Source organism: Calothrix sp. NIES-2098 (assembly GCF_963875125.1).
In the GTDB taxonomy this organism is placed as follows: Bacteria; Cyanobacteriota; Cyanobacteriia; order Cyanobacteriales; family Nostocaceae; genus Aulosira.
Genome location: NZ_CAWNKJ010000001.1, coordinates 4,700,957 through 4,726,954 on the forward strand (window position 1 = coordinate 4,700,957; position 25,998 = coordinate 4,726,954).

26 protein-coding genes and 2 pseudogenes are annotated in these 25,998 nt (G+C 40.8%); 19 read left to right on the forward strand and 9 right to left on the reverse strand.

What is annotated here, in order from left to right; translation table 11 throughout:
- Nucleotides 1–98: 98 nt before the first annotated feature.
- A complete protein-coding gene (locus AACU33_RS19620; RefSeq protein WP_096590247.1) occupies nt 99–2,333 on the reverse strand; it encodes a CHASE2 domain-containing protein in 2,235 nt (744 codons plus the stop codon).
- A 475-nt stretch (nt 2,334–2,808) separates the two neighbouring features.
- On the opposite strand from AACU33_RS19620, the gene AACU33_RS19625 reads away from it, so the two are divergent.
- Together AACU33_RS19625 and AACU33_RS19630 are read left to right on the forward strand one after the other, a co-directional pair.
- The gene (locus tag AACU33_RS19625) at nt 2,809–3,375 is read left to right on the forward strand and encodes a MarR family winged helix-turn-helix transcriptional regulator (protein ID WP_096590248.1); all 567 of its coding nucleotides are present in this window, start codon (nt 2,809–2,811) and stop codon (nt 3,373–3,375) included.
- Nucleotides 3,376–3,520: 145 nt separating this feature from the next.
- Nucleotides 3,521–3,991 carry a hypothetical protein gene (locus AACU33_RS19630; protein WP_096590249.1) on the forward strand — a complete coding sequence of 157 codons (471 nt, stop codon included), beginning with the start codon at nt 3,521–3,523 and terminating at the stop codon, nt 3,989–3,991.
- Nucleotides 3,992–4,269: 278 nt separating this feature from the next.
- On the opposite strand, the gene AACU33_RS19635 is transcribed toward AACU33_RS19630, so the two are convergent.
- The gene (locus AACU33_RS19635) at nt 4,270–5,946 is read right to left on the reverse strand and encodes a glycosyltransferase family 4 protein (protein ID WP_096590250.1); all 1,677 of its coding nucleotides are present in this window, start codon (nt 5,944–5,946) and stop codon (nt 4,270–4,272) included.
- Between the two features lie 146 nt (nt 5,947–6,092).
- Nucleotides 6,093–7,709, reverse strand: coding sequence for a mechanosensitive ion channel family protein (locus AACU33_RS19640; protein WP_096590251.1), 1,617 nt, complete (start codon nt 7,707–7,709; stop codon nt 6,093–6,095).
- A gap of 566 nt (nt 7,710–8,275) precedes the next feature.
- On the opposite strand from AACU33_RS19640, the gene ahcY reads away from it, so the two are divergent.
- The 8 genes and pseudogenes from ahcY to AACU33_RS19680 form a co-directional block, all read left to right on the forward strand.
- Nucleotides 8,276–9,553 carry an adenosylhomocysteinase gene (ahcY, locus tag AACU33_RS19645; RefSeq protein ID WP_096590252.1) on the forward strand — a complete coding sequence of 426 codons (1,278 nt, stop codon included), beginning with the start codon at nt 8,276–8,278 and terminating at the stop codon, nt 9,551–9,553.
- Nucleotides 9,554–9,724: 171 nt separating this feature from the next.
- The gene (locus AACU33_RS19650) at nt 9,725–10,750 is read left to right on the forward strand and encodes a hypothetical protein (RefSeq protein WP_096590253.1); all 1,026 of its coding nucleotides are present in this window, start codon (nt 9,725–9,727) and stop codon (nt 10,748–10,750) included.
- Nucleotides 10,751–11,015: 265 nt separating this feature from the next.
- The gene (locus AACU33_RS19655; RefSeq protein ID WP_096590254.1) at nt 11,016–11,393 is read left to right on the forward strand and encodes a GIY-YIG nuclease family protein; all 378 of its coding nucleotides are present in this window, start codon (nt 11,016–11,018) and stop codon (nt 11,391–11,393) included.
- Nucleotides 11,394–11,397: 4 nt separating this feature from the next.
- On the forward strand, nt 11,398–11,604 hold the full coding sequence (locus tag AACU33_RS19660; protein ID WP_096590255.1) for a hypothetical protein: 207 nt from the start codon (nt 11,398–11,400) through the stop codon (nt 11,602–11,604).
- Nucleotides 11,605–11,621: 17 nt separating this feature from the next.
- Nucleotides 11,622–11,783: pseudogene (locus AACU33_RS19665) on the forward strand (addiction module protein); the annotation flags it as partial.
- A gap of 128 nt (nt 11,784–11,911) precedes the next feature.
- Nucleotides 11,912–12,205: a DUF433 domain-containing protein gene (locus AACU33_RS19670; RefSeq protein WP_096590257.1), complete on the forward strand. Its 294-nt coding sequence runs from the start codon at nt 11,912–11,914 to the stop codon at nt 12,203–12,205.
- Nucleotides 12,202–12,546 (forward strand): DUF5615 family PIN-like protein, encoded by a 345-nt coding sequence (locus tag AACU33_RS19675; protein WP_096590258.1) that lies wholly within the window; start codon nt 12,202–12,204, stop codon nt 12,544–12,546. Before AACU33_RS19670 ends, AACU33_RS19675 begins: the two co-directional genes overlap by 4 nt.
- 85 nt (nt 12,547–12,631) lie before the next feature.
- Nucleotides 12,632–12,772: pseudogene (locus AACU33_RS19680) on the forward strand (DUF4351 domain-containing protein); the annotation flags it as partial.
- A gap of 19 nt (nt 12,773–12,791) precedes the next feature.
- Here the strand turns inward: AACU33_RS19680 and AACU33_RS19685 are convergent.
- From AACU33_RS19685 to AACU33_RS19695, 3 genes are all read right to left on the reverse strand, one after another.
- Complete coding sequence (locus AACU33_RS19685) at nt 12,792–13,238, reverse strand: GNAT family N-acetyltransferase (RefSeq protein WP_096590260.1); 447 nt, start codon at nt 13,236–13,238, stop codon at nt 12,792–12,794.
- 189 nt (nt 13,239–13,427) lie between these two features.
- Nucleotides 13,428–14,102 carry a response regulator transcription factor gene (locus AACU33_RS19690; protein ID WP_096590261.1) on the reverse strand — a complete coding sequence of 225 codons (675 nt, stop codon included), beginning with the start codon at nt 14,100–14,102 and terminating at the stop codon, nt 13,428–13,430.
- A gap of 168 nt (nt 14,103–14,270) precedes the next feature.
- A complete protein-coding gene (locus AACU33_RS19695) occupies nt 14,271–14,558 on the reverse strand; it encodes a Mo-dependent nitrogenase C-terminal domain-containing protein (protein WP_096590262.1) in 288 nt (95 codons plus the stop codon).
- Nucleotides 14,559–14,867: 309 nt separating this feature from the next.
- Between AACU33_RS19695 and AACU33_RS19700 the strand changes: the two genes are divergently transcribed.
- Nucleotides 14,868–15,365, forward strand: coding sequence for a DUF2808 domain-containing protein (locus tag AACU33_RS19700; RefSeq protein WP_096590263.1), 498 nt, complete (start codon nt 14,868–14,870; stop codon nt 15,363–15,365).
- A gap of 297 nt (nt 15,366–15,662) precedes the next feature.
- On the opposite strand, the gene purH is transcribed toward AACU33_RS19700, so the two are convergent.
- On the reverse strand, nt 15,663–17,207 hold the full coding sequence (gene purH / locus AACU33_RS19705) for a bifunctional phosphoribosylaminoimidazolecarboxamide formyltransferase/IMP cyclohydrolase (RefSeq protein WP_096590264.1): 1,545 nt from the start codon (nt 17,205–17,207) through the stop codon (nt 15,663–15,665).
- 239 nt (nt 17,208–17,446) lie between these two features.
- Here purH and AACU33_RS19710 point away from each other — a divergent pair, with 239 nt between their 5' ends.
- From AACU33_RS19710 to AACU33_RS19730, 5 genes are all read left to right on the forward strand, one after another.
- Nucleotides 17,447–18,073: an alpha/beta hydrolase gene (locus tag AACU33_RS19710; RefSeq protein ID WP_096590265.1), complete on the forward strand. Its 627-nt coding sequence runs from the start codon at nt 17,447–17,449 to the stop codon at nt 18,071–18,073.
- 154 nt (nt 18,074–18,227) lie between these two features.
- Entirely contained in the window at nt 18,228–18,440 is a 213-nt protein-coding gene (gene isiD, locus AACU33_RS19715; RefSeq protein ID WP_096590266.1) for a protein IsiD, read from the forward strand.
- 69 nt (nt 18,441–18,509) lie between these two features.
- Nucleotides 18,510–19,715, forward strand: a complete 1,206-nt coding sequence (coaBC, locus tag AACU33_RS19720; protein WP_096590267.1) for a bifunctional phosphopantothenoylcysteine decarboxylase/phosphopantothenate--cysteine ligase CoaBC — start codon at nt 18,510–18,512, stop codon at nt 19,713–19,715.
- A 574-nt stretch (nt 19,716–20,289) separates the two neighbouring features.
- Nucleotides 20,290–21,336, forward strand: coding sequence for a hypothetical protein (locus AACU33_RS19725; protein ID WP_096590268.1), 1,047 nt, complete (start codon nt 20,290–20,292; stop codon nt 21,334–21,336).
- A 175-nt stretch (nt 21,337–21,511) separates the two neighbouring features.
- A complete protein-coding gene (locus tag AACU33_RS19730) occupies nt 21,512–22,084 on the forward strand; it encodes a hypothetical protein (protein WP_096590269.1) in 573 nt (190 codons plus the stop codon).
- Nucleotides 22,085–22,303: 219 nt separating this feature from the next.
- On the opposite strand, the gene AACU33_RS19735 is transcribed toward AACU33_RS19730, so the two are convergent.
- A complete protein-coding gene (locus AACU33_RS19735; protein WP_096590270.1) occupies nt 22,304–22,531 on the reverse strand; it encodes a hypothetical protein in 228 nt (75 codons plus the stop codon).
- Nucleotides 22,532–22,716: 185 nt separating this feature from the next.
- The gene (locus AACU33_RS19740; protein WP_339376152.1) at nt 22,717–23,766 is read right to left on the reverse strand and encodes a potassium channel family protein; all 1,050 of its coding nucleotides are present in this window, start codon (nt 23,764–23,766) and stop codon (nt 22,717–22,719) included.
- Between the two features lie 268 nt (nt 23,767–24,034).
- On the opposite strand from AACU33_RS19740, the gene ureE reads away from it, so the two are divergent.
- From ureE to ureG, 3 genes are all read left to right on the forward strand, one after another.
- Nucleotides 24,035–24,475: an urease accessory protein UreE gene (gene ureE / locus AACU33_RS19745; protein WP_096590272.1), complete on the forward strand. Its 441-nt coding sequence runs from the start codon at nt 24,035–24,037 to the stop codon at nt 24,473–24,475.
- Nucleotides 24,456–25,142 carry an urease accessory protein UreF gene (locus tag AACU33_RS19750; protein WP_096590273.1) on the forward strand — a complete coding sequence of 229 codons (687 nt, stop codon included), beginning with the start codon at nt 24,456–24,458 and terminating at the stop codon, nt 25,140–25,142. The genes ureE and AACU33_RS19750 overlap by 20 nt, the downstream gene beginning before the upstream one ends.
- 145 nt (nt 25,143–25,287) lie before the next feature.
- Nucleotides 25,288–25,887, forward strand: coding sequence for an urease accessory protein UreG (gene ureG / locus AACU33_RS19755; RefSeq protein WP_096590274.1), 600 nt, complete (start codon nt 25,288–25,290; stop codon nt 25,885–25,887).
- The last annotated feature ends 111 nt before the right edge of the window (nt 25,888–25,998 follow it).

The following is a 25,998-nucleotide window of genomic DNA, read 5'->3' on the forward strand; positions in this document are numbered from 1 at the left end:
AACCCTTACGCAAAATCGATCTATCTCAGCATTTTTTTAGTCATTCAAACTAATTCGTAATTATAATTAGCTTTTCTTCTGTGAATTCTAATTACAAATTACGAATTATTTATTATTTTCTCATATAGTGTGGTTAATTTTTTATCCACATCTAGCGGTTTATTGGTGAAGTGGATATAAAAAATATTTTCTGTTGCTTGTTTCACAAGTTTAGCATAGATATCTTCACTAAATACTGTACTATTTGGCATCATTAGATTAAGTTTGATATTAGTAAGAGGTGCTAAAATTACAGAATTTGCACTTTGCTTAATGCTAATTTTTGCTGATTTTACTGAAAGCTCTATCAAATTTCCTGTCATCATTGAGCCATCAATATGCTTACCATCTAAAGCTATAAATTGTAGCGCAATTGCTTCTGGTAAAGTCACAAATAACTCTTCTTCTATCGGCAGATAAAGATTATATTCTCCACCAATACCGCTAATCTGATAAATTGTGATGGGTTGCTGTACACCTTTTGGTTGGACGGCTTTTTGTTCGTAGATTCTGACCAATGAACCTACCTCTTGAAAGGTTGATTCGGAAATCAAAATTTGCCCGCCGACGCTATAAGATTCTATGCGATAGGTGAGGTTAACTTGGTTGCCAACAATGCCATATTTACTACGTTTCTCGGAGCCAATATTACCTACAACAACTTCACCAGTATTAATCCCAATTCCCATTTCCAAATGGGGTAATCCTAGTTGTTTCATTGTTTCGTTAACAGGCTCCATCGCTAATTGCATGGCTACAGCACAAGCGATCGCTCTTGTGGCATCATCTTCTCTACTGGTAGGAGCGCCAAACAGTACCAAAATTCCATCCCCCATGAATTCATCAATGGTTCCTTGGTACTGGGTAATTACATCAGCCATGTATCCCAAGTAGAGATTGATAATTTTAATCACTTCTTCGGCGGGTAAGCGTTCAGATATAGCTGTAAATCCGCGCAAATCAGAGGTGAGGATAGTAATTTTGCGTCTTTCGCCTCCTAACTTGAGTCCATCAGGATTTTCTAATAAATTGGCAACTACTTCATTAGTTAAATAACGTCCAAAAGTTTTGCGAATTGCTCCACCCATGCGCGCTAGGTAAGCTGTAACTGCGATCGCACTTCCTTCTAAAGCTAATAATGGCGGTACCACTGGTATCCACCAACCGTCTAGAAAAGCCAAAAAGGTTATACCTATTAGAGCGATCGCCGCCAGAAAAGGAGCGATTACTTTATGAAATGACACTTTGGTGATTTCACCAACGTATCGCGATTCCCAAACCAGGATAGCGCCTACTCCCGACCATAGCAAAATCCACAACCACTCTAATGGTTCTGACCAAGTTTTAATTAAAGGACGCCGATCGATTACACTGCTGAGAATTTGACTAATTTGATTAGCATGGATTTCTACTCTCGGCGTGTGTTCGATACTCAAAGGGAAACCGCTATTGAAGGGAGAAAAGACAAAATCTTCAAAAATTTCCCCCACATTACCAACTAAGATGATGCGATCGCGTCCCCAATCGGGTGGGAGACGATCTTGTAACACATCTCTCATAGAAACATAGCCAAAGGACTGTTTTGGCCCCCGATAGTTCAATAAAATTTGGTATTTGCTAGCATCGGCTCGCACATAGCTACCATCATTTGCCCTAAAAGCCGGAAATACAGTTTTACCCAAGCGATATATTGGTGCATCAATTGGAGGAGGATTGATTCCTTGCGGCTGCAAATATTGTAAGGACAGAAGCATTGCAAAGCTCCAAATTTTTTCTCCTTTGCGATCGCGAATCGATAAAAATCCCCGCCTGACTTTAGCATCTGCATCAATCAGTAGACCATTAGCGCCGACTTGTCCCTTAGCTTTGAGTACTGGGGAAGGAGGGACGCCACCACCAGTCACTTGCTGGATACCAATTATATTGGAACTATTTTGAAAAACCTTAACTAATTCTGTATGCCCTGGTTCTACAGGTAAATCGCGATAAATATCTAAACCGATGGCTCTAGGCTTTCTCTGTTGTAGTTTTACGAGTAACTTAGCGAGTAAACTATCTGGGATGTAGTCCTGTCCAATTAGTTCGTGTAAATCCTCTTCATCAATACCGACAATTGCAATGCGATCGTCAGGCGGTTCTAGGGGACGTAAACGCACATATTGATCGAATACCATCCACTCTGGGAACTGGAGAAACCCACTAAAGCGGATTAACAGAATCAATCCAGCAACACTAGGGGTAATAATCCATAAGCTACGACATTGCCAAAGTAGTTGCCTAACTTTTGTCCACATTTCACCAGCCCAAATGATTGTTTATTGTATTGTGCTAGTGCAAAATAACTCAGAGATGACACAATTTGCTACTCGTTTTGCGATCGTGTTATAAGTTCGTAGCTACTACTTCAGCAATCAAAATCAGGGCTAAAGTCCTGACTAAGAATATCAGAGCGAATCTCCAAACACCCATAATCGGTGGAGGTGCGTTGGCGCAGCCCGCCGCAGGCATCGCCTCAAAGCAGTAGATAGTAACAATGCTCCTAAAAGCACAAAAGTAAGATTAGGAGCGCCTTTAATTTCTTACTTTTGTTGCCACAGCCGAGTCGTATCAACAGTTTTAAGAGCCAATGCTGTTCAGCCTAATTGCGCGGTCGGGGCTTCAAGATTCTAGAGAATATATTTTTCCTAAATTGGTATGGTGAACTGCAAGTAGTTTGTTTAACAAACGTTTTTTATGCTAACGTTTGTTTGAGCAAGCGTTTTTAATTCTATGAAAAGACGAATATCCTCCAAGCAATCTGCTGAAGTACCAAAGCAGGACAGCCCATCAGTTAATCCGCATACTTTTAGTGAACACGATCTAGACTGGGAGCCTTTGCCAGAATGTCTGAGTGACTGGACAGGCTTTGTACTTCACTGGGTGACTGAACTTGGCGCACAGTTTTATGCCCGTGCTATGACTCCCTTAAATCTGCGCCCGCTCCAGGTTGGTATCCTCCAATTACTAGCTGGTGAAGGTGCAATGGTTCAAGCACGACTAGGTGACAAACTTCGTGTTGATAAAGCTAGCATGGTTACTTTGCTCAATGACCTAGAAGAGCAGGGCTTAATTGAACGACGACCTCATCCGAGCGATGGGCGAGCCTATGAAGTTCATCTTTTAAAGGCTGGCGAGCAACGACTCCAACAAGCAGAACATGTATCGATTGAAGTAGCAAAACAATTCTTCGCTGCCTTAACACTAGAAGAACAACAGACTCTCAATGGACTGCTAAAGCGTGTTGCGACGAGCAATGCTTCATGGAAATCAACGACAGCCAAAGATGTTGACAATTAAGGCAAGTTTCTTTTGGGGTTATATGAATATGATTCCAGTAGACAGCAGATTTTCTTGACTGATGAGGCTTGGTTAAGTATTTCCATTAGCTCAAAAACCATTAATTGATTTGCATTCATAAGTAATATTAGGACATACAAACATCATGAGCATAGAAATTATTGTTTTCGTGATTGCTGCTTCTGCAACATTTTTCAACAATGCTCTGCATTGGTACACACAGGTCACTACTTATCCACTCTTTGGTTGGGTTGGACAAACAGAGTTTGTATCGTTTCACAAAGAATATGAGCGCAGGCTCTCGTTTAGTATCTACATACCTTACATGTTGTTGATGCTAAGTACACTGCTACTGGCATTTGTACATCCAGTAGAAGTTAAGCTTGGCTGGGTACTTATGTTGCTTGTGCTGAACGCATCAATTATGATAATCAGCCTCACGTTTGCGGTTCCAATTCATAATCGACTCCAGCGCCAAGGTTACTCCGATAAAGGCGGCATTCGGAGACTGATTCAATATAACAGTGTTAGACTTATTGCCTCATCAGCTAGCAGCATTATTATGCTGTATTTACTGATAAGTTTGTTGCTAAATCGGACAGTAACTTCCCTGTAGCTTTATGCTGTCATAGTCATGCTTCCCATCAGGCTAACAACCGCGCTGTATCGGAATTAATCTGGGTCGTCGGTAAGATGCTTCCGGTTATCGGTGTCAGAAGCGCGGGAACGTTATACGCCGAATGGCTTTGTATGGATGTGACAAAACTGACTCATACTTTTCTATTAATCTAGCTACGACCGGGCAAGAAAGTTGAACAGCATTGCTTCACCAAAAGCCTATCTGTAGGAAGCTTTATAGGTGTTTACAGACAGGCTTACTTACTTTTTTCTTTCCTAGAATGAATCTTCTATATGCAGGACATCAAATTTGATCAGATACAGAATAGTACGCAGTAATTGAATCGGGGAAACACCTGGATGAGAATTGAGGATTGTTTCAATTGAGACTGGGCCGTTTTGGGCGATCGCCGCTAACACTGCATCTATAATTGAACTGGCGTTTCTTCTTTCTGCACCAAAATTAGTTATCCAATTCTGTCGGATTTGTTGTAAATGCTCTGGTGTACTCATTGCACCGAGTCCGATAACTAAATCCTGACTGGGCGTTTTACTAGTGTAATGAGCAAACAACCGAAAAGGATCGTCACATAAAGGTACTGGTGGTTCGCCTGGCTGAAGCGATACAGACATTGGTGCAGCAGTACGAATTTCTGCTAGTTCCTGCCATAAATTTTCGTAAGCTGCGATGACAACTTTCCAATCGTAAGTTTGTTGGGCGCGCTGTCTTCCGTTCTCACCCAAACGTTTTCTTAGTTCAGGATTAGTAATTAACTCTACTAATGCTCTTGATGCCGCATCAATATCGACTGCTATTGCCATTGATGTATGAGCAATATAAGTGCTGTAATTCAAATTATTACTGAGATATGCATATGCTAAATCCAGCCCTAACCCTGGCTGAGGAATTATTGTCGGAATTCTTAAACCGTCAATTTCATGTCGTACAGATTCTTGATAACCGTTCCAATCTGAGACAATTACAGGTAAACCAGCAGCCATTGCCTCAATTGGTGTTAATCCAAAAGTTTCTTGAATATTATCAACTAATGAAATAAAAATATCAGCCGCAGACCAAATCCCCGAACGAATTTCTGGTTTGCGTCCATCAACAAAAATACAATTAACAGAAGGACAGAAAATTTTGGCACTTTGTTGAAAGCTAACTTGCTCTTTTTCATCTTCAAACCAGCCAGCCAGCACAAAATGAATTTTGGCGTTGGTTGCTTGTGCGGCTTTTTCTAAAGCCAAATACATTGGTACGGGATGAGCCTTGGCATAAAAGCACAATCTCCCAACAAACAGCACAACAATATCATCTTGGGGAATGCCGAGTTTTTGACGCAGAGTTGTGCGAATATTTGTAGTATTATCCCCTAAATTAAAAGCATCGCAATCAATACCTAAAGGAATAATTGGCAGTTGGATATGAATATTTGGTTTCCCGCCTGTGCGTTGAGCTAAATATTCAGCCCAGGTATTAAGAAGATGTTTAATAGCACTTTTAACTGCAACAGACGTACAAATGAGAGCATCCCAAGGCTGAAGCGGAGCAATTAGTAGATCGCCAACACTTTCCATGACCTCCATACTTGCAATAGTATGAGTTACTCCGCAGATACTATACGCACGTTGATCGAAAAATCTTCGATTCCAAGCATATTTAGATAGTACGGGGTCAGGCTGATAGATTGTTCCAGCTTGTGCAAGTACCTGAAAATTATTGCTGGGTAGCCACTTAACTGGACGAGGACGTTGCATCCAAGGTTGAATGCGATCGCAAAATTCGGCGAATTCTCCTTGGCTAGATGTATAACAATAAAGTGAATCGGCTGTTCCATGTTGCACTAAAGCCTTGAGAAAACCTTCACCCGCAGCTTGACGCCCTAGAAGCCTTTTCCCAGATGTATCGTAGCCATCTCTTTTGTAAAAAATTGCAGCAGTATTATTCATAGTGAAAATTTTGATTTCTGCTCTCACTGCGTATTTTTACATAAAGGCTGATAAAAAACTCCACCTACAAAGAGATGGAGTTTCCCGTTATAAAACTGTCATTAGTCGCTTGGATTTACCAATGACCAATGACAAATGACTAATGACTAATTAGTTTTGCCATTTTCCTGAAGTTGCTGTAATTGCACATCATTAATCCAAATTGCTTGCTGAGGTACAGGAATGCTGATTCCGGCTTTGTCAAAGGCGATTTTCAGGCGGCGACGATACTCCCGCGCTACATCCCATTGTTTGAGAGGTTGGGTTTTAATCCATACACGAATAATTAAACCGCGATCGCCAAAATTATCAACTCCTAAAACTTTCGGTGTTTCTACAATCTGATGTTGCCATAATGGGTCTTCATCCATTTCTAAAGCAACAGTAGTAATTAAGGTTAAAACCTCGTCAATATCAGCCTGATAGTCTACAGGAATCGTTAAATCTGCTCTTGACCAACGGCTAGAAAGATTGGCAACGATTTTGATTTCGCTATTAGGAATTGTGATTAACCGCCCTTCGGAATCGCGGACTTGAGTCATCCGCAAATTGAGATTTTCTACTAAGCCTCCTACAGTTCCCACATTAATTACATCGCCTAAGGCATACTGGTCTTCGAGGATGATCAGAAAACCGTTAATCGCATCTTTAATCAGGTTTTGCGAAGCTAGAGAGACTGCAACGCCCACTAAACTCGCACCTGCTAACAAGGGAACAACATCTATCCCCAAGGCGACTAATGCGAGGAAAAAGCCAACTGTCACACAGGTAAGAGTTGCAATACTTTTAGTCACACCTGAAAACGTAGAAACTCGTAGTTGTAAACGTTCGGAAGTTTCTGATGCGAATAAAGCCCCACTGCTGATGAGAGTGGAGGTAAAGCGGTCAATCAAAGCATAGCTGAAACGGATTGCCACATAAGTTCCCAGCGCCACAATCCCCAATCTCAGAGGAATTTGCGCAGCTGAAAGAATAGCTAATTGAAAGACTCTGGTGTAAGGAAATAGACCCAAAATCGTGAATGTACCGCCTCCCCAAATTCCAGCTTGAGTCAGCTGAAACAGCCGTTTCTTGACTTCGTGTAAATGCTGATGTTGCTGTTGATTTAATTGAGTTGTAATTGGTTGTGTTTGGCGTGAAGCTGGGGGTATTGGATTTATGACATGTGCTTGAGAACGACGCTGCCAATAATATACACCCCAACTAGCAGCCATCATTGCCAGCGCGATCGCCCCTGCTATTTTAGCTTGATCGATTAAATATTGACTGTTGCGTTCTCGCTTTGCCCGTTGCAAAGCCTCTTGTAATGTATCAGATATTTGATTTGCTGAAAGTGTTGCATCTTCCTCTCGCAGTCTCGCGTCTTCGGAAGTGACTGTCATCAAGTATTGACCGTTGATAGTAATTACAGGTGCGTCTTTGACTTTTTGCACCTGTACATTGATAGTTTGAGCATCGGAACGCAGGTAATTTTGGCTGATTTCATTCAAGTTTTGTTGAATATTTTGCGATCGCTCTGGGAAAATAGCTCTTGTTGCCGCTATCTGGAACAACCTACGACCATCTAAATAGATCCAGCCAGAGACAATTCTACTGTCTGATTCTTTACTTACACTACTAGGAGTTGGCAAGTTAGGTAAAAAGGGAATCTGGGCTGTAGCTTTTGGAACAGATCCAACGGCTATAACCATTGAACCTGCAAGCGCCAAAAATTTAAAGCGCACTCCAACACCTCCTTGCGTAAAATCTCTTGTTGAACACCTCCCCAGTTATCGTCCACAATCAATTTCAGTAAATGTACCTGTCTAAAGTTAAGTCAATCCCTGCAAGAGAGATATTTTTCACCTTGAGTAATCCCTATCTTTAGACAGATGACATCATACTTAGTTTGTTGCCAGCAATAACTACAGGAGTTTTTGATATTACTCCGATCAAGGATAAATCAAAAACTAAAAAAGTATAAAGAAAAATCTCAGTACGCATGAAAGGCGGCAGAAAAGTCTATCACCTTGAGGGCACTGGGCATGGGGCATTGGGCATTTCTCATTTGCCCTCCTTGCCCTCCTTGTCCCCCTTGTCCCCCTTGTCTCCCCACACTCCCGACACTCCCTCATCCCCCTCTGCCTCTTCTTCTCCTTCAGTTGACATTACCGCGATCGAGCGTCAAGCTAGTTGACAGAACCATCGACTAGTGTTTGGAGATTACAGCCAAAAATCGCAAGTCGTGGAATAATCTATTAGGATACGTAAAGACTACGTACCTTTTTTGACTTTTTAGAGGACATTTTTGATGACCGCAACTTCTCCCCGATTAAAGCACGAGGTTAAAGACCTCGCCCTAGCTCCCTTGGGAAGACAGCGCATTGAATGGGCTGGACGCGAGATGCCAGTTTTACGGCAAATCCGCGATCGCTTTGCTCAAGAAAAACCCTTTGCAGGGCTGCGGCTAGTGGCTTGTGCCCACGTAACAACTGAAACAGCACATCTAGCGATCGCATTGAAAGCTGGTGGTGCAGATGCAGTTTTAATTGCTAGCAATCCCCTATCAACTCAAGACGACGTAGCAGCTAGCCTCGTTGTCGATCATGAAATTCCTGTTTTTGCCCAAAAAGGCGAAGATAACGAAACCTATAACCGCCACGTTCAAATAGCTCTCGACCATCGCCCCAACATTATTATTGATGATGGTAGTGATGTGGTTGCTACCCTAGTTCAGCAACGTCAACATCAAATTGCCGATCTGATTGGCACCACTGAAGAAACCACAACCGGAATTGTGCGGTTACGCGCCATGTTCAGAGATGGCGTTCTCACCTTCCCCGCAGTGAATGTCAACGATGCTGATACCAAGCACTTCTTTGATAACCGCTATGGTACAGGGCAATCAACCCTAGATGGCATTATCCGCGCTACCAATATCCTGCTGGCTGGTAAAACCATTGTTGTTGTTGGTTATGGCTGGTGCGGTAAAGGTACAGCACTCCGCGCCCGTGGTTTAGGTGCAAATGTCATTGTCACCGAAATCGACCCTATCAAGGCAATTGAAGCCGTAATGGATGGTTTCCGCGTGCTACCAATGGCAGAAGCTGCACCTCAAGGTGACTTGTTTATCACAGTTACAGGTAACAAGCACGTAATTCGTGGCGAACATTTCGACGTAATGAAAGACGGCGCGATCGTTTGTAACTCCGGTCACTTCGATATTGAACTTGACCTGAAATACTTGGCTGCTAAAGCTACAGAAATCAAGCAAGTACGTCCCTTCACCGAAGAATATAAATTGCCTAGTGGCAAATCAGTGATCGTTCTGGGCGAAGGCCGCTTGATTAACCTTGCTGCTGCGGAAGGACACCCCAGCGCAGTGATGGATATGAGCTTTGCCAACCAAGCTTTAGCTGTAGAATACCTAGTGAAAAACAAAGGTAAACTCGAACCTGGTTTACACTCAGTTCCTAGAGAAGTAGATGAAGAAATTGCCCGCCTAAAATTACAGGCGCTAGGAATTAACATCGATAGCCTAACAGCAGACCAAATTGAGTACATCAATTCTTGGACTTCTGGAACCTAAAGCTAAAGCGAACCCTGAAAATTTAGGGTTACAGATATAACTTAATTTTTGACTGGGATAGGCAAGTTGCCTATCCCATTTTTAGGTGTTTAAGTAGTATTCAATACAATTTGTGGCTAGTATTGATACTTAAACTTCGCATTTTGGTAAATCAAAAAGGGGAAGAAGAGAGTGTTTAACGATACTGAACGTTATATTCCTTCGGAAGAACAATATCTAGAGGCATTCCACTCAATTTATCAAGGCTTAACCCTAGGACACAAAGCTATTTTGAATAAGCTGTATCAGCATTGTTACTTTATGAAAGACAATCGCAGATTACGTACTTGGGAGTTATCCCAAGCGGCGGGATATGATGATGACTCTCCTGGACAAATTGGTCTTTTAGGTAAAAAATTCTGCAAGTTCTTTGGGCTAGAGCATGAGGAAGTTGGGCAACAAGCACTGGCAATAATTAGTTGGTTTCCAGAAGAAATCAATAACCATTGGTACATTGAACTAATTCCAGAAGCAGCTAGAGCATTTAAACGTTTTCGCCGGGAAACTTTCCAATCTAATAAAGGAGCCAATATGTCTGATGTGCTTCAGGTTAGCCCTAGATTTCAACTTAACTGTAAGACTTGGAAAATAACAGGTACGGAACCGAATGAAGGCCCATTCAATTTTGATGATAAAACTGCTGCAAGATTGATATACAAAGATAGAACGCAAGGTTGGTTCTTCGAGCCGGCGCTGAAATTAATAGAAAATGATCAAACAGTAGTTGCAGTTCATATTGTCACACCTTTGATTAAGTCTTTGGAAAATTACATACAAGGAAAATCTAGCCACGGTCAGTCCAGTACATTTTTCAAAAATAGGGCAAAAGCAATATTTTCATTTTTAGATGACAACGCAATTAATCTTTTATATCAAGGTGTCCGATGCGGATTTGCTCATCAGGGTTTTCTAAAAGATGATAATAAGAGATATAACATAATAATTTCCTCAGAAAAAAGTGATATCCCGATCAAATACAACCATCCTGTAATGACTATTTATACTCACAAGTATATTACTGAAATTCAGAATGAGTTTGAAAAATACTATGCCCAATTAGAAAATAACGAAGAGAAACTTAATAGCTTCTTTCTAGTTTGGAAAAATCAATGGGACATAAAGAAGACAACTGCCATAGAGATTTCAGGTATCATTTAAGCTGATACAACCACCGTAGTTAGTCTTGCTTAAGAATTCGGTTTAAGTGGACTACCAAAGCTGCTTATATTGATACAAAGGTTACTTATAACAGATCAACTGCACTGTTCAACTGATTTATCTAGAATTAAAAAGCTTTAGGTTTAAAGAATGCTTCTGACGTGAAATCATCATAAGACAAACTATCAAAGTGCGATCGCCTGATGCTAGATGATGGCAAAATTTGTGGGAGCATAAATTCTGTGCAATCAGCCTTTTTGTTTTCATGTCAACAAACGACTCTGAACTGCAAGCCCAAGCTCGGAGAATTCTGGATGCAATTGCCTTCATTCCCTTTGAGGAATGTCATCCCTTAAGCCGCGAGTTTAGTAACATTCCTGCTCGTCCTGGCATTTATGCAATTAGGCACAAAACCGATGGTTTGCTTTACATTGGTAAAACCAAGAGTCTGCGTGGTCGTTTCAGTGGTGGGCATAAAGCTTTTTTGTGGGCGTGGCTTGATAAATATAGCGATGAAGATGTTCGGATTGCGGTACATCCAATTTCTCACTGGGAGAACCCTGCGTTACTATTGGAGCTAGAAGCCATCATCCTCAGAGCCACTGAACCCCCTTACAACGTCCAAATTCCAACGGAAAGGTAAACTTATGCAAGCCAAACTTCAGGAGCAACTTTCTTCTGCTGATGCCGAAGTCATCTTAGAACGCTTGCCTGAAAGAATTAAAGCGGCTCTAATTGCTCATGCTGCTGAAATTGAATATCCAGTTGAAGCAGTTATTGAAATGGCGATCGCTAGTTTTCTCGACACAGAGGCGTTAGGTTTTGCAGATTGCAAACCAGGACGTGGACAATAAAATAAAAAACTTTTGGAGACAAGCTAGTTGAAAGCTTGGAGTTTGATACCAATCTAACTATTCAAGCAGCTTGGGCTACTGAAGCGATGAAACGACGAGATCAAGTTCGCAACGGTTCTGTGCAGCCGATTCTAGGAGAAGAAGCTTTAACTCAGGTGAGGCGATCGCTTGAGCAATGAAGTATATCTTTGTGATTGTGATAGATACTATTATTTAGTGGAAGTAAAATCGATGTACAGCAATGCTGAGACTAGCTTATATATTGATAGACTATAGGTAATACTGGTTTTGTTGAGCAATTTATTCTATGCCTGCTGAAACTCTCTCACGCTACGTTACTCGCAATGCTGGGATTTTGAGTGGAGAGCCAATTATTATAGGTACTCGTACATCCGTTCGTGCTATTGTCGGTTTGTGGCGGTTAGGCATTATGCCAGAAGAAATTTTGAACCATTTGCCCCATCTGACTCTAGCACAAGTGTTTGATGCCTTAAGCTTCTATCTCGATCATCAGGCAGAGATTAATGAGTACATCGAGCAAAACCGAATACCTGATGAATTAGTTCATCCATCTGTGAGATCGGCATTGGGTAAATTGTGACAACTTTTGCAGCACTTTACACAGATGAGGATATGTCGGTATTGGTTGCCACGTTATTGAGATCGCGTGGTCTGGATGTCACAACTGTTCCTGAACAAACAACCTTGGGCAAAACCGACAATGAGCAACTTGAATTTGCAACTTCTCTAGGCAGATGTATCCTAACCCATAACAGAGTTGATTTTGAACGACTGCATCTTCAGTACATAAAGGAAGACAGACAGCATTCTGGGATTATCATTGTGCCTCAGAAAAATGCCTATGAGGTCGCGCAACGGATTGGTATTTTAGTAAGCACGTTAACTGCTGATGAAATTAAGAATCAGTTGCTGTATGCGTAAATATTTTTAAGAACTTTGTGTTATTTAACACTCGTCGATCGCATACAGGCTATTAAACAAAAATTGATTCACTGTGATGACGATAATTGGAGAGTTACCACAAGAAGTCCGGGGGCGCATCCAAACCTTTTCTCTCAATCAGTTAGAGGAACTTGGCGAAGCGTTGCTAGATTTTACAGCTATTGAGGATTTGTTTAACTGGTTGGAAGTTAATCAACCAGAGTAGGAAGCTTGCTTGTCATCGTTTATAACCATTTTGTCAGCAGATAGCGATCGCTATCAATAAATCCTGCTTTTCGATACACAGCCTGAGCATTTATATTCTCACGTTCTACCTCTAGATGTAGAGCTTGAACACCTTGCTCTTGGCAAATCTTTTCAGCCAACTGTAAACCCTGCTTTCCGATTCCTTGTCCTCGATACTTCTCCTGAATATAGAATTCATCGACGAAAGCATCACGTCCACGATATTCTAAGCTGAAACCAAATGTTATAACTATATAGCCAACAATCTCCTTGTCTACATAGATCAGGTGAATTTGACCATAGGAATCATGATTTAAAATTAGTGTTAAAGCTGAACGTGCAGCCTGCTCATCAAAAGATAATTGCTCGTGTGCATAAAATTCACTCATCAATTTGAGAAGCGTTTCTATGCTGGAAGCTGATGCAAGTTTGAAGGCTGGTTCCATAGTTTCAAATCGCCAATATTCAGATATTTGTAGAGAATTAGATTTAAGCAAATCTCCTTTGAAAACGGACAGGCTGAAATAGTGGAGTGGTATTATCCTCCACATTCTTTTTTGTAATTTGTATTAACTTAAATACTATTTTCTTGTCTAAGTTAACTTCTTTGCAGTTAACCAAAAAGCCATCAAAGGTTACTCCCGCAGTGCATAGCCTACACCGCGCACTGTATGAACTAAGCGTTTTTCGTTATTTTCTTCTAATTTCAAACGCAAGTAGCGGATATAAACTTCAATAATATTAGAGTCTCCCATGAAGTCGTAACCCCAAACTTTCTCTAAAATTTGGTCTCTAGTAAATACTTGACGGGGATGACTTAGTAGGTACTCTAACAAGTCAAACTCTTTTGCTGTTAATTCAATTGCACGTTTACCGCGAAATACTTGACGAGTGCGACGGTTTAAACTCAAGTCTTCAAACTGCAAAACATCTTCGTCGGTTTCTTGAGTGCGGCGGAGATGGGCGCGAATTCTGGCTAAAAGTTCCTCAATGCTAAAGGGTTTGACTACATAATCATCAGCACCAGCATCTAAACCAGCGACGCGATCGCTTACTTCATCTTTTGCTGTCAATAATATCACTGGCATTGAGTTACCAGTTGCACGCAGACGGCGACAAATTTCTAAACCAGTAAGTCCTGGTAGCATCCAATCAAGCACCGCTAAATCTGGTGATGAGTCTCGCGCCAAAGTCAAACCTTCAATGCCATCATGAGCTACACTCACCTGATAGCCTTCGCTACTCAATTCCAATTCGACAAATCGCGCTAGTTTAACTTCATCTTCAACTAAAAGGATGTGTGCTGCCATATTTTCCTCCTAAAGCAGGTAATCTCAGAATCAAATTGCTACCTGTACCTGACTCTGAATGTAATGCAACCTTACCACCTATACTTTCTACTAGGTCTTTGACGATGGATAAAGATTCATTACACTTATTTACCTTCTTATATTTGATTCATCGATCGGATGGCGATATTAGCAATACGCAGTTATATCTTCACCACAAATATCTGCTAAATAAGACAAAGATCTGAAGCGCAGAGCCATAAGTTGATCGTAAAGAGGATTGAGCTTACATAAAGGTGGAATATGCAAAACTGTCTTACCCAAAATTTTAATATCGCGTGCAAAAGGACAGTAAGCTGGGATCATTTTGCAGAATAAGCGAGCGAGATTTTGATTGTTAATTTCTATCTCTTCTACGCGATGGCGTACTGGGTTCAATAAAGCGTTAAGTAATTCGACATAAATTAAACTTCTCATAGTTGATTTTCCTCCTAAAATAGCAGAGGCTTATTTCTCTATAATTTCAATGTAATTGAAAGATTTCATAGAAAAATGAGTTTTTCCTGAATAGATTTATAGCTTTTGCTTAAAAAGCTACCTTCCTTGATAGATAAGGATTTTTCCCGATTCGGTTTCAAAAATTTCTAACTGAGAAAAATAATATTCAACTCTCATAATAATTTCATTTATTAGTCAGCTTTATCTCATAGTAATAAACCAATCTATTAGTTACAGGTTCTTGAGAGACATCAAGCCCTGAGCTTACCAATCAATGAGGTTTCGATCGTGAAAGGATTACTTTTTGGTGGTTTATCTGCGTTAATACTGACTACATCTGCTGCGGCTATAGCTGCACCTGCTCAATATGAAAATCTCGATATGCAAGGACAATCTCAAATAGCGTATACAATTAGCGTTCCCCATATCACTGGTTCTGGAGTATTAAATAATACTCACTTTATTAAAGTAGCAGTAGCTGGGATGTCTGTGCAAAATTTAATGGTTACTCTTCCATACCAGATGGAAAGCTTTGATAAAGTTCAAATTAAAGACCAATCGGGGAGAGAAATTCCAGCCAAGACACAGATTAACCAACAGCGTTTGACAGTCACATTTGACCAACCTGTATCTCCCGGTGATGCTGTAGAGGTGCAATTTACAGGCGTCAGAACCAGGATTCCAGGTAGTAAAACGCTGCTTTATGGACTAACTGCTCAAAGGGTGGGATTGCAAGGAGATATCCCTATTGGTACGGCGAGAATTGATGTTCCCGATCATAGCTAATACCGAAATATTTTTGTAGGGTGAGTATTTTTAATACGAGTTGCAAAGCTGATTTTTATGTTAACTTTTTGTGCTTGCCCTACGTTTGTTGAGAATTGTGCAAGTTTTCTTAGTGAAAAACAATCAAACTTTTATGTACCCATTAAAAAACGCCTGGGAGTGTTGCCGTGTTTCCACCCCAAGCGTTTTTTATCTTTAACTTGCTCCTCACACACAACTAAAAAATATCAGTTGTTCCCAAAAATTACAAGTATAGTAGGTGACAGTTTATGAACTGTACTAGACACGGGCACAAACTTAGTGTAAAAAATGTCGAACACCTGTCAACACCATCACTAACCCTAATTCATTTGCAGCTTTGATGGAATCTTTATCTCGCAGGCTTCCTCCTGGTTGAACGATCGCAGTAATTCCCGCATCAGCAGCTGTTCTCACTGAGTCATCAAAGGGAAAGAAGCCATCGCTGGCGAGAAACGCACCTTTGGCTTGATCTCCAGCTTGTTCGAGGGCGATTTTAACCGAGCCAACGCGGTTCATTTGTCCCGCACCTACTCCTAGAGTAGCGCGATCGCGGCTAACAACAATTGCATTCGATTTTACGTGTTTGCAAACTTTCCAAGCAAATAGCAATTCGGCTAATTCGCTGGCGGTGGGTTGACGTTCGCTCACAACTTGCCATTGACTAGTATCGGCGATCGCATCATCAGCTGCTTGTACGAGAAAACCACCTGCGATCGCTTTTACGGTTTCTTTGGGGCCGCTGCTCAAATCTGGTAAAATCAAAACCCGGACTTTGGATTTAGCCGCGAGAATAGCTTGCGCATCGCCTTCACAACCTGGTGCTACCACACATTCCAAGAAGGTTTTGGTTAACTCGCTAGCTGTAGCTTCATCAATTGGACGGTTCAGGGCGACAATTCCCCCAAAAGCGGAAACCGCATCAGCATTAAAAGCTTTTTCATAAGCTTGTTTCAGGGTATCTCCCAAAGCCACACCGCAGGGATTAGTATGTTTGAGAATTGCAGCGGCGGGGGTATCTGTAAATTCAGTAATGATGCGGCGTGCTGCTTCTAAATCAACTAAGTTGTTGTAACTGAGTTCTTTTCCTTGTAATTTAGTTGCAGCCGCCCAGCCAGTTGAAGTATTTCCAGTTTCATACCAAGCAGCGCTTTGGTGGGGATTTTCGCCGTAACGCAGAGATTGCACTTGTTTTCCAGACAAGCTGTATTGCTGGGGTAAAGGAGATTCACTAGGCTGTGCGGCGGCGAGGTAAGATGCGATCGCTTGGTCGTAGCTAGCAGTATGTAAAAAGCCTTTTAAGGCGCATTTTTGGCGAAAATCTAGAGAAGCTGCGCCATTATTTTGACGTAATTCATTTAAATATTCATCATATTGGGCAGGATCGCATAAAACTGTCAGATGAGCAAAGTTCTTCGATGCAGCCCTTAACATTGCAGGGCCGCCAATATCAATTTGTTCAATTGCTTCCGGTAAAGTCACGCCTGGTTTAGCAATAGTTTCTTCAAAAGGATACAGATTGACTACCACCAAATCAATCGGACGAATTTGGTTATTTTCTAAATCTGCAACATCTTGAGGAAAATCCTTTCTTGCCAAAATCCCGCCATGAATTCGGGGATGTAAGGTTTTGACTCGACCGCCTAAAATTTCCGGCGAACCTGTATAATCAGAGACTTTTGTAACTGGTATTCCCGCATCTTTGATTGCTTGAGCTGTTCCTCCACTGCTGATTAAATCAAAGTTAAATTCTTCAACCAAGCTACGGGCTAGGTCAATTAAACCAGTTTTGTTGGATACACTTAGCAGTGCCAGACGCGCCATAATTCCCCAGTTTCCTTTGGTATAAACAATGAAGGCAGAAGATCATTTTACAGGCCACTAAGTAGGTCAGCCTAAATAATTATTATTGGGATCGGGCAGGATGAGAAGAGTGTGGGGAGGGTGGGGAGTGTGGGGAGAAATAACTAATGACAAATGACCAATGACAAATGACAACCCTCATGAGTGAATATATAACTTAAATGCGTAAAAGCTTAGTTCTAACCACTGACTACTGACTAATGACTCAAAGTTTAGAATTTATTTCCGTTCCTCCAGAATCAGAGCAAGCACCATCAGGCTTAATCGTTACTTTACACGGTTGGGGTGCCAGTGCCGATGATGTTGTAGCTTTATTGCCATTTTTTAACTTGCCAGATTATCAGTTTATCTTTCCGAATGCTCCTTATCCTTATCCCTATGCTCCTATAGGTAGGGCATGGTATGACTTGAGAACAGAAAATATGTATGAGGGGTTAACAGAAAGCCGCCAAATGCTCACAGATTGGTTGCTATCGTTAGAAAGTGTCACTGGTGTACCTTTATCGCGAACGATTTTGAGTGGATTTTCTCAAGGGGCGGCAATGACTATGGATGTAGGATTAAACTTACCTTTAGCAGGTTTAGTTGCCATGAGTGGTTATTTGCATCCTGAGGCGGGAAAGGTTGCGAAAGATAATTTTCCCCCAACATTAATTACTCATGGTAGACAAGATGAAGTTGTACCATTATTAGCTGCTGTGAAAGCCAGAGACACCTTAAAAGCTTTGGGAGTTCCGGTGCAGTACGAAGAATTTGATATGGGTCATGAAATCGGTTTACAAATGTTAGACCTGCTACGGAATTTTGTTGTAAATACAATTGAGTAGTCTCGGTTGCAATTTTTTTACAAATTATCGTAGAATTCCGGAAAATTTTTACAAAATTCACGCCATCTAATGAGTAAGATATATTGGGTGGCCGTGAAAAGCACAACCCGACCCATGCTGGGTGCGAATGCTGCAATAGGGAGGGGCAAGCATTATGAAAACTCTAGGCATTTCCAGGAAAGAGATTGCTGCTATGACTGTGGCAGAGGTTGAGGAGTTAGCTACACGTCTAGAGATGGATAATTATAGCAATGCTTTTGAGGGTTTGAATGATTGGCATCTACTGCGAGCGATCGCATTTCAGCGTCCGGAGTTAGTTGAACCCTATATCCACCTCTTAGACTTGGAACCCTACGATGAAGCTTAGATAACGGATGTCGTGTTAAAGATTAAGGATGAAGGTACTTTAATCTGATTTGCTCATCCTTAATCGCCAATGCTGAATCCAAAATTATCAAAGGTTTTAATCGGTGTAGGCGGCGGTATCGCCGCCTATAAAGTCTGTGAGGTAGTTTCGACGCTGTTTAAAAGCGGGGTGGAAGTGCGCGTCATTCTCACCAATTCAGCACAAGCATTTATCACACCCCTAACTTTAGCCACCCTTTCCCGTCATCCCGCCTATACAGATGATATGTTTTGGCAACCAATTCATTCTCGGCCATTGCACATTGAATTGGGTGAATGGGCAGATTTAATGGTAATTGCACCTTTAACTGCCAATACATTAGCCAAGTTAACTTATGGGATGGCAGATAATTTACTAACCAATACTGTACTGGCTTCTACTTGTCCTGTGCTGTTAGCGCCAGCGATGAACACAGATATGTGGGAACAGCTTGCAGTACAACGCAATTGGCGGCAATTATTAACAGATAGTCGATATCATGGGATGGGTACGGCATCGGGATTATTAGCTTGCGATCGCGTCGGTGCGGGTAGAATGGCAGAACCGCCAGAGATTTTGAGTTATATTCAATCTTTATTGCATACAGGTGGTAAACGAGATTTAGTCGGGAAACGAGTATTAATTAGTGCTGGAGGAACGCGAGAGTATCTTGACCCGGTGCGGTTTATTGGTAATCCTTCCACTGGGAAAATGGGACTAGCTTTAGCACAAGCCGCACTTCACCGAGGTGCAAACGTTACCTTAGTACACGGCCCGGCTAGTTGGGATGTGCCTTTGGGAGTGCAAGCAATTCCTGTAATTAATGCGGAAGAAATGCAGCAGGTAATGCAGGAATATTTAGCGAGTGCAGATGTGATAGTCATGTCCGCAGCCGTCGCAGATGTCAAACCCAGAGATTATAGTACAGAGAAATTACCCAAGCGATCGCTTCCCCAATCTTTACCTCTAGAACCTGTACCAGATATTGTGAGTGAATTAGCAAAAATCAAGCAGCCTCATCAACTTTTAATTGGATTTGCGGCTCAAACTGGCGATATTGTAACGCCTGCTTTAGAAAAATTACAAAGTAAAAAATTAGATGTAATTGTTGCTAATCCCATCGATAAAACTGATAGTGGTTTTGGTAGCGATAATAATCAAGCGATATTCTTAGATAAACGAGGAAAACAGCAAGAAATCGCCCCTTGTTCTAAATTGCAAATGGCACATCATTTATATGATTTTGCGATTGGCTAAGTAGACTTGCTTAGTGCCTTTCTTTAAAAGCAGCAGATAAATACTGATTGTGAAATAAAAATTTTGAGATAGCTTTGGATAAGTTAACTAATTTCAACGCCATTTCTATCTAATGGCATAATTTGCGATCGCATCTCAAAAACAATTGCACCAACAGATAAATCTTGGCATCAAAAGCATACTCTGCTATATATTTACAAGCTTTTAGCAGGTTTTTGAAGGAAATAAATTCCTGAGACAATAAATTGTTAATATTTCTGCATCATCTAACCTTTTAAACCTGTTTTCTCTATATTCATTCATGCCTTCAATGTTGCCACTGCTACAGTAGATATTAATGATTTTGTTAATCATTTTCTGCTGTGAATCAGTCTCAGTAAACTATAGCTGTTGTTTCTTACGTTCTTAAATAGCAACTAAGGTTAAAAACTACTCCTCTAGAAAAAAAATCACTTAAATATGTGTTTCTTTAGAGGAATTAACTTAATGTCTGTAATTGTTAGGTTAATAGCTGGCAATAAGTAACATTTAACAGATGTTTGTTAATCCTTTGTCACCTAAGGAGACCATTGATATGGTAGAAAGCAGCCAGACTTTTAACAATCAGAGTGGAAATGTTGACCGCACCGCAACGGGTCAATCTTATCCAGGTTCAACTAACATTAACCAAGACGCTGGAGTATTTGGAAACGAATATGTTGACCGCACTGTAACGGGTCAATCTTATCCAGGTTCAACTGACATTAATAGAGGTGTTGGAGTATCTGGAACTGGATATAGTGGCACAACAACAGGTCAATCCTACCCAGGTTCAACTAACATCAATACAGGTACTGATGTCCGAACAGATGTAAATGCTCCTAGAACGACGCCTCAACCTGATACTCGTTCAGAAAATAAAGGCATGAATCCTATGTTCACTAGGGCACTCATCGGAGGAATCATTGGTGCTACAGTAGGTGCTCTAGCAGGTAGAAGAATCGGTATAGGCTTGAATATTGCTGCCAAAGGTATCGCAGAAGCATCAAAGACTATTGGCGAGGGTCTTGGTCAAACAGCCAAAGGTTTAGGAGAAGCAGCCAAGAGTGTTGCTGAAGGTGCTAGCCAAGCTATTGTGGGTGGTACATTGGATACCGCTGAGGGTGTTGCGCAGGGAGTCCAGCAAACCGCAGCAGGTGCATTGGACGCCGTACAAAATACAGCTCAAGGTGTTAGCCAAGTTGTACAAGCTGGCGCAAACATCGCAAAAGATGCAGCACAGAATGTCACTGATGTAGCTAGACAAACTACAGTAGGTACGCTAGACGCAATCCAAAATACAGCCCAGAATGCTAACCAAGCTGTGCAAGGTGCAGCAGACTCAGCCAGGAATAGAGTTAACGATGTCCAGCCATCTGGAAATCAGGGGTATCAATCTCAAAGCCCGATGACAGGTAGCCAACAGAACACGAACGAACAAATTGGTATGGGTCAACCAGACCGTGAATCAATGTTCTACATTTCATCTCCAGAGCAAACAGAAGGACTGATTGTTACTTCAGTAACCTTAACAGAGCTAGAAAATCCAGCAAATTCTCTTGAAGATAATTCGCTGGAAGAAGAAATTTCTCGGCTTGACTGACTGTTAGGTGAAGATAGCTCAAATTCTGAATCAAACCAAGATTTTTTTGATGAGAATTTCACCAACAATTGTTGATTAATTAATCCTGATTGGGTAAGTATTCCTAAGTTACCAAAGCTTAGGAATACTTAATCAATAGACCTCGATTGGATTTGTGAAAAAGGAGAAAATAACTATGAATGGAAACCAGCAGCTTTTAGATAAGTCTCAGAACGATATCGATCTCGCGACAGACACATCTGAGGAATATACAGTAGATAGTGGCAAAAATAATAATCTAGCTAAAATAGCTATGGGAGCCATTGTTGGTGGTACATTGGGTGCAGTAGCTGTTGCTTTAACTATTAAAGGTACAGCCGAAAGAATCAATCAAACTATTCAAAGCTTAGGAAATGGAGTCAAAGGTGCAGCTGAGGGTGTTAACAACACTGTTAAAGGTGTGGGAGATGCAATTAAAACTGTAGCTGATGGTGTAAATTACACTGTCAAAGATGTGGGGGATGCTGTTAAAACGTCAGCTGAAGGGGTTAACAAAACTGTCGTAAATACAGTAGATGCTGTCAAGAGTACGGCAGTTAATGTTAATAAAACTGTTAAAGATACAGTAGATACTGTCAAGGATACAGCTGTTGATGTCAAAGATACAGTTAAAGATGCAAGGAATCTAACCACGAGTGAAAATCAGACCAAGAACGTACCTGAAGACCAAGCAACTTACCTGTTAATTCCTGTAGATAAAAAACACTAAATTATTGCGCAGGAAGTGTTTTAGCAATAAATATCGAGCCAAAGTGGTGTTGAGGAGTGCATTTAGGCGTTAAGAATTATTAAAATCAGTAGTTACAGATATTGCCCTTGAATTTGACAGCAATCAAATCTAAAATTCTTAAGCAGCAAAGCTAAAGTTTTATGGAGATTATAAATGTCATGGAGATATCAAGAATTTTGTCAGTTAACAAGTTATAAGTTAATCTCCTTTTACACCACAACCTAAACAACGCATACAAACAGAGAAAGCCGCCAAAATTGAGACAATCTCAACTAGTAACTGAAATGCCAAGGGAGCTAGAGCTAATCCCCAAATTAGAGAAATTGTCCCGCTGATAAAAGCGGTAATCCGATTAATTTCATCTTTAGTCTTTAATGCCGAAAGCAAAGTTCCTAAACCAACTAATAACAATACTAAGCTACCCATAAATGTATTCCTTAGTTAGAAGGCAAAACTCAACCAATACCAATTTACAATGTTGTAAATAGCATACAGCAGGTCAAAGCAAAATTTAGATCTAATTCAAAATATTAAATTTTATATTTGATTACATCTACTACTTATTTGTATGCCAATTTTAGATAAATTAGTATACAAAAAGCCTAGGTAGCTTACTTTTCATAAGGAGCTATTTCACTCCAGTGATATCCCATATAATTAGCAAGCCCAACTAAAATAGGATTCCATTTTCGACGTAAAGACACATATAAAGAAGCACCATACTCTAAATCTGGCGTTATCTCTATCCCCTCTTCTCTAAATTTTTCCACTGCATAATAATATCGCTTTCGCCACACTTCCTCTAAAGATTGATTCATATTTAAACTACTCCTTGGTAGAAAAAAGCTAGATAACTCCATCAGCAGTTGTTGACTGCCACCCCATAATTCTGCTAGTGCTGTAGAATGTACTATTGAACGATACTTTTGGGCGTTTAAGGCAGTTTTCATTAATGTTGCTGTATCCATTGTCAACAGTAATATTCGTGGCAAAGCATAGTAAGTTTGTCGAAAGCGAAAATAAAGTAGCGCTGGGTAAGAATGCTGCGATTCTAGTAAGTTAATTAAGTCCCTAGCCATGTTGGAAATATCTTGCTGTACGCCACTAAGTTCGCCACTAGCGCCTAGTCTTGCTAATACTTCTGCTGCATCTGCTGTACCAGCCGAACGGTGATGTAAGCTTAAAGCAAAGGTATTACGTCTAATGAGTGCGCTGTAAATTGAGAACAGATAAGTAATAGTCAAAGTAAATATTGAAAAGCCAAGCGCTGCCTCTAAAATTATTAGTAGTCGTTGAAAGCCGACTTCTGGAATCAGATCTCCAGTACCAAGAGTTGTTAGTGAAAAACCGCTATAGTAAAGTGCAGTAACAAAATCAGTTTCAGTCCAACCATCACTAGATTGAATAGCTGAACCTAACTCAGGCCAAATAATTAAAGCAAAGCCACAGATTAGCAAACATAGCCAGACTATTACTGTTAGAATCATCAACATCGGCCCATTGTGGGCGAGTAGCTTTTCGTCCTTAAAGGGGGCGATACGTGCAATCAAGCGGACGAATCGCCACATTCCTTTACCTAATGGCAAACTCAGTAAGCTACTGCCAAGGCGAGGAAACAACACTGTCAAGTAAATATCTACAAGCGATACAGTTACAAGCACGGTACCTACTATGTGTACTAACAACCTCATTTCAATTTGATGCTTTTATTTATACTGACATTACAAAGATTAATCAAAAATCTTCGCTCAAAACTGGATATGAGTAGCAAAACAACCTTTAGATAGAAAAAACCAAGCCTATCGGGAGTATAACCATACTGCTTTCGGCACTCAGAAGCTTTTCAGGAAACATCACCAGAATACATTTCACTGGTATATTACCTAAAAGTTTTTATAGACAAAACTTGCCGATTTAATTTCATCAATTATGCTGACGTTTACCGAACGTAAACCGCCCGATCCTGATGCAGTAGTTAGTTTTACCCTCCCTCTGACTGCGGAAGAACGCACCCGCAGCCGTCATCGCTTTGAAACGCAAGATGGCAAAGTTGTATTTTTGCGTTTACCCAGAGGAACAGTGTTGCAAGATGGCGATATTCTCCAAGATGAAAGCCAAAGTAATTTAATTAGAATTACTGCCAAACCAGAACCAGTATTGACTGTTTTTGCCGACACACCACAGTTATTACTCAGGGCGGCTTATCATTTAGGTAATCGTCACGTACCTGTAGAAATTAAAATTAACTATTTACGCTTATCGACAGACTCAGTTTTACGCACAATGTTGGAACAACTGGGGTTAGAAATTAAAGAGGAAATTTTACCATTTCAACCAGAACAGGGAGCTTATGGACATCACGCTCACTGATAGCTCTTTTTTATCGATTTTGCAGTTGACTAGCCCAGCTTTACCTGTGGGAGCATATAGTTATTCTGAAGGTTTGGAAACTTTGGTTGAACAAGGTGCAATTAAAAATCAACAAAACCTCAAAAACTGGTTAGATTCTCAACTAAGTTATGGCGCAATTCGAGTAGAAGCGGCGGTAATGCTACGCGCTTATAAATCTGCAAAAATTGGTGATTTACAGACTTTAGGTTATTGGAATAGATGGTTATCTGCGGCTAGGGAAACAGAAGAGTTACGCACTTCTAGCTGGCAAATGGGGCGATCGCTTATCCAGTTACTTGGTAAACTACAACCAGAAACCATGCCAACGCTGAATGCTGTTGGTAATCCTTGCAATTATGCGATCGCTTTTGGGATTGCTGCGGCTCATTGGCAAATTGATATCAAAGCTGCTTTATTAGGATATCTGCATAGTTGGGCAAGTAATTTAATTACTGCTGGTATAAAATTGATACCTTTAGGACAAACAGCCGGACAGATGCTCTTACTGGATTTACAAGAATTATTGAGTATTGCGACGGTAGAAATTTTAGCTTTGGAGGATGATGAACTCAGCTGTTGTAGTTGGGGTTTATCTTTAGCTAGTATGCAACATGAAACGCAGTATACGAGGTTGTTTAGGAGTTAGCGTAGACGCATAGCGACTTGCCGAAGGCTACCGCCAAGACGCCAAGAACGCCAAGGAGGAGAAGAGACAAGGGAGATAAGGAAGACAAGGGGAAAAATACCCAAGGCCTCATGCCCAATGACAAATGACTAATCACAAATGACTAATGACAAACAACACATTTCGAGTAGGGGTTGCTGGCCCTGTAGGTTCGGGGAAAACTGCGTTGGTAGATGCTTTGTGTAAGGCCTTACGCGAGCAGTATCAGATTGCGGTGGTGACAAATGATATTTATACTCAGGAGGATGCACAATTTTTAGTGCGTTCTCAGGCTTTAGCAAGCGATCGCATTTTGGGTGTAGAAACTGGCGGTTGTCCCCACACTGCAATCCGCGAAGATGCATCGATGAATTTGGCTGCAATTGAACAGCTTGAGCAGCAATTTTCTAACTTAGATTTGGTATTTTTAGAAAGTGGTGGCGATAATTTAGCGGCGACATTCAGTCCTGAATTAGTAGATTTAACTATTTACGTAATTGATGTAGCGGCTGGTGATAAAATCCCTCGCAAAGGCGGGCCGGGAATTACTAAATCTGATTTATTAGTTATAAATAAAATCGACCTTGCGCCTTATGTCGGCGCAGATTTAAACGTTATGGAACGCGATGCAAAAAAAATGCGTGGCGATAAACCATTTATATTTACTAACTTAAAAACTCAACAAGGATTAATAGAAGTAATTGAATTTGTCTGCAAACATATTTAGACTTCCTAATTCATATTTTGCATCATTGTCTTCTTGCCAAAAATACAGCATAAAAAGCTTATATTTTGTAAGGTGGGCAATGCCAGCCCTTTCAACGCGAACAAATGAACT

Coding starts and splice junctions, on each gene's coding strand:
- AACU33_RS19620 (WP_096590247.1), bottom strand. CDS start 2,333: ATGTGGACAAAAGTTAGGCAACTACTTTGGCAATGTCGTAGCTTATGG.
- AACU33_RS19625 (WP_096590248.1), top strand. CDS start 2,809: ATGAAAAGACGAATATCCTCCAAGCAATCTGCTGAAGTACCAAAGCAG.
- AACU33_RS19630 (WP_096590249.1), top strand. CDS start 3,521: ATGAGCATAGAAATTATTGTTTTCGTGATTGCTGCTTCTGCAACATTT.
- AACU33_RS19635 (WP_096590250.1), bottom strand. CDS start 5,946: ATGAATAATACTGCTGCAATTTTTTACAAAAGAGATGGCTACGATACA.
- ahcY (WP_096590252.1), top strand. CDS start 8,276: ATGACCGCAACTTCTCCCCGATTAAAGCACGAGGTTAAAGACCTCGCC.
- AACU33_RS19655 (WP_096590254.1), top strand. CDS start 11,016: ATGTCAACAAACGACTCTGAACTGCAAGCCCAAGCTCGGAGAATTCTG.
- AACU33_RS19660 (WP_096590255.1), top strand. CDS start 11,398: ATGCAAGCCAAACTTCAGGAGCAACTTTCTTCTGCTGATGCCGAAGTC.
- AACU33_RS19670 (WP_096590257.1), top strand. CDS start 11,912: ATGCCTGCTGAAACTCTCTCACGCTACGTTACTCGCAATGCTGGGATT.
- AACU33_RS19685 (WP_096590260.1), bottom strand. CDS start 13,238: ATGGAACCAGCCTTCAAACTTGCATCAGCTTCCAGCATAGAAACGCTT.
- AACU33_RS19690 (WP_096590261.1), bottom strand. CDS start 14,102: ATGGCAGCACACATCCTTTTAGTTGAAGATGAAGTTAAACTAGCGCGA.
- AACU33_RS19695 (WP_096590262.1), bottom strand. CDS start 14,558: ATGAGAAGTTTAATTTATGTCGAATTACTTAACGCTTTATTGAACCCA.
- purH (WP_096590264.1), bottom strand. CDS start 17,207: ATGGCGCGTCTGGCACTGCTAAGTGTATCCAACAAAACTGGTTTAATT.
- AACU33_RS19710 (WP_096590265.1), top strand. CDS start 17,447: ATGACTCAAAGTTTAGAATTTATTTCCGTTCCTCCAGAATCAGAGCAA.
- isiD (WP_096590266.1), top strand. CDS start 18,228: ATGAAAACTCTAGGCATTTCCAGGAAAGAGATTGCTGCTATGACTGTG.
- coaBC (WP_096590267.1), top strand. CDS start 18,510: ATGCTGAATCCAAAATTATCAAAGGTTTTAATCGGTGTAGGCGGCGGT.
- AACU33_RS19725 (WP_096590268.1), top strand. CDS start 20,290: ATGGTAGAAAGCAGCCAGACTTTTAACAATCAGAGTGGAAATGTTGAC.
- AACU33_RS19730 (WP_096590269.1), top strand. CDS start 21,512: ATGAATGGAAACCAGCAGCTTTTAGATAAGTCTCAGAACGATATCGAT.
- AACU33_RS19735 (WP_096590270.1), bottom strand. CDS start 22,531: ATGGGTAGCTTAGTATTGTTATTAGTTGGTTTAGGAACTTTGCTTTCG.
- ureE (WP_096590272.1), top strand. CDS start 24,035: ATGCTGACGTTTACCGAACGTAAACCGCCCGATCCTGATGCAGTAGTT.
- AACU33_RS19750 (WP_096590273.1), top strand. CDS start 24,456: ATGGACATCACGCTCACTGATAGCTCTTTTTTATCGATTTTGCAGTTG.
- ureG (WP_096590274.1), top strand. CDS start 25,288: ATGACAAACAACACATTTCGAGTAGGGGTTGCTGGCCCTGTAGGTTCG.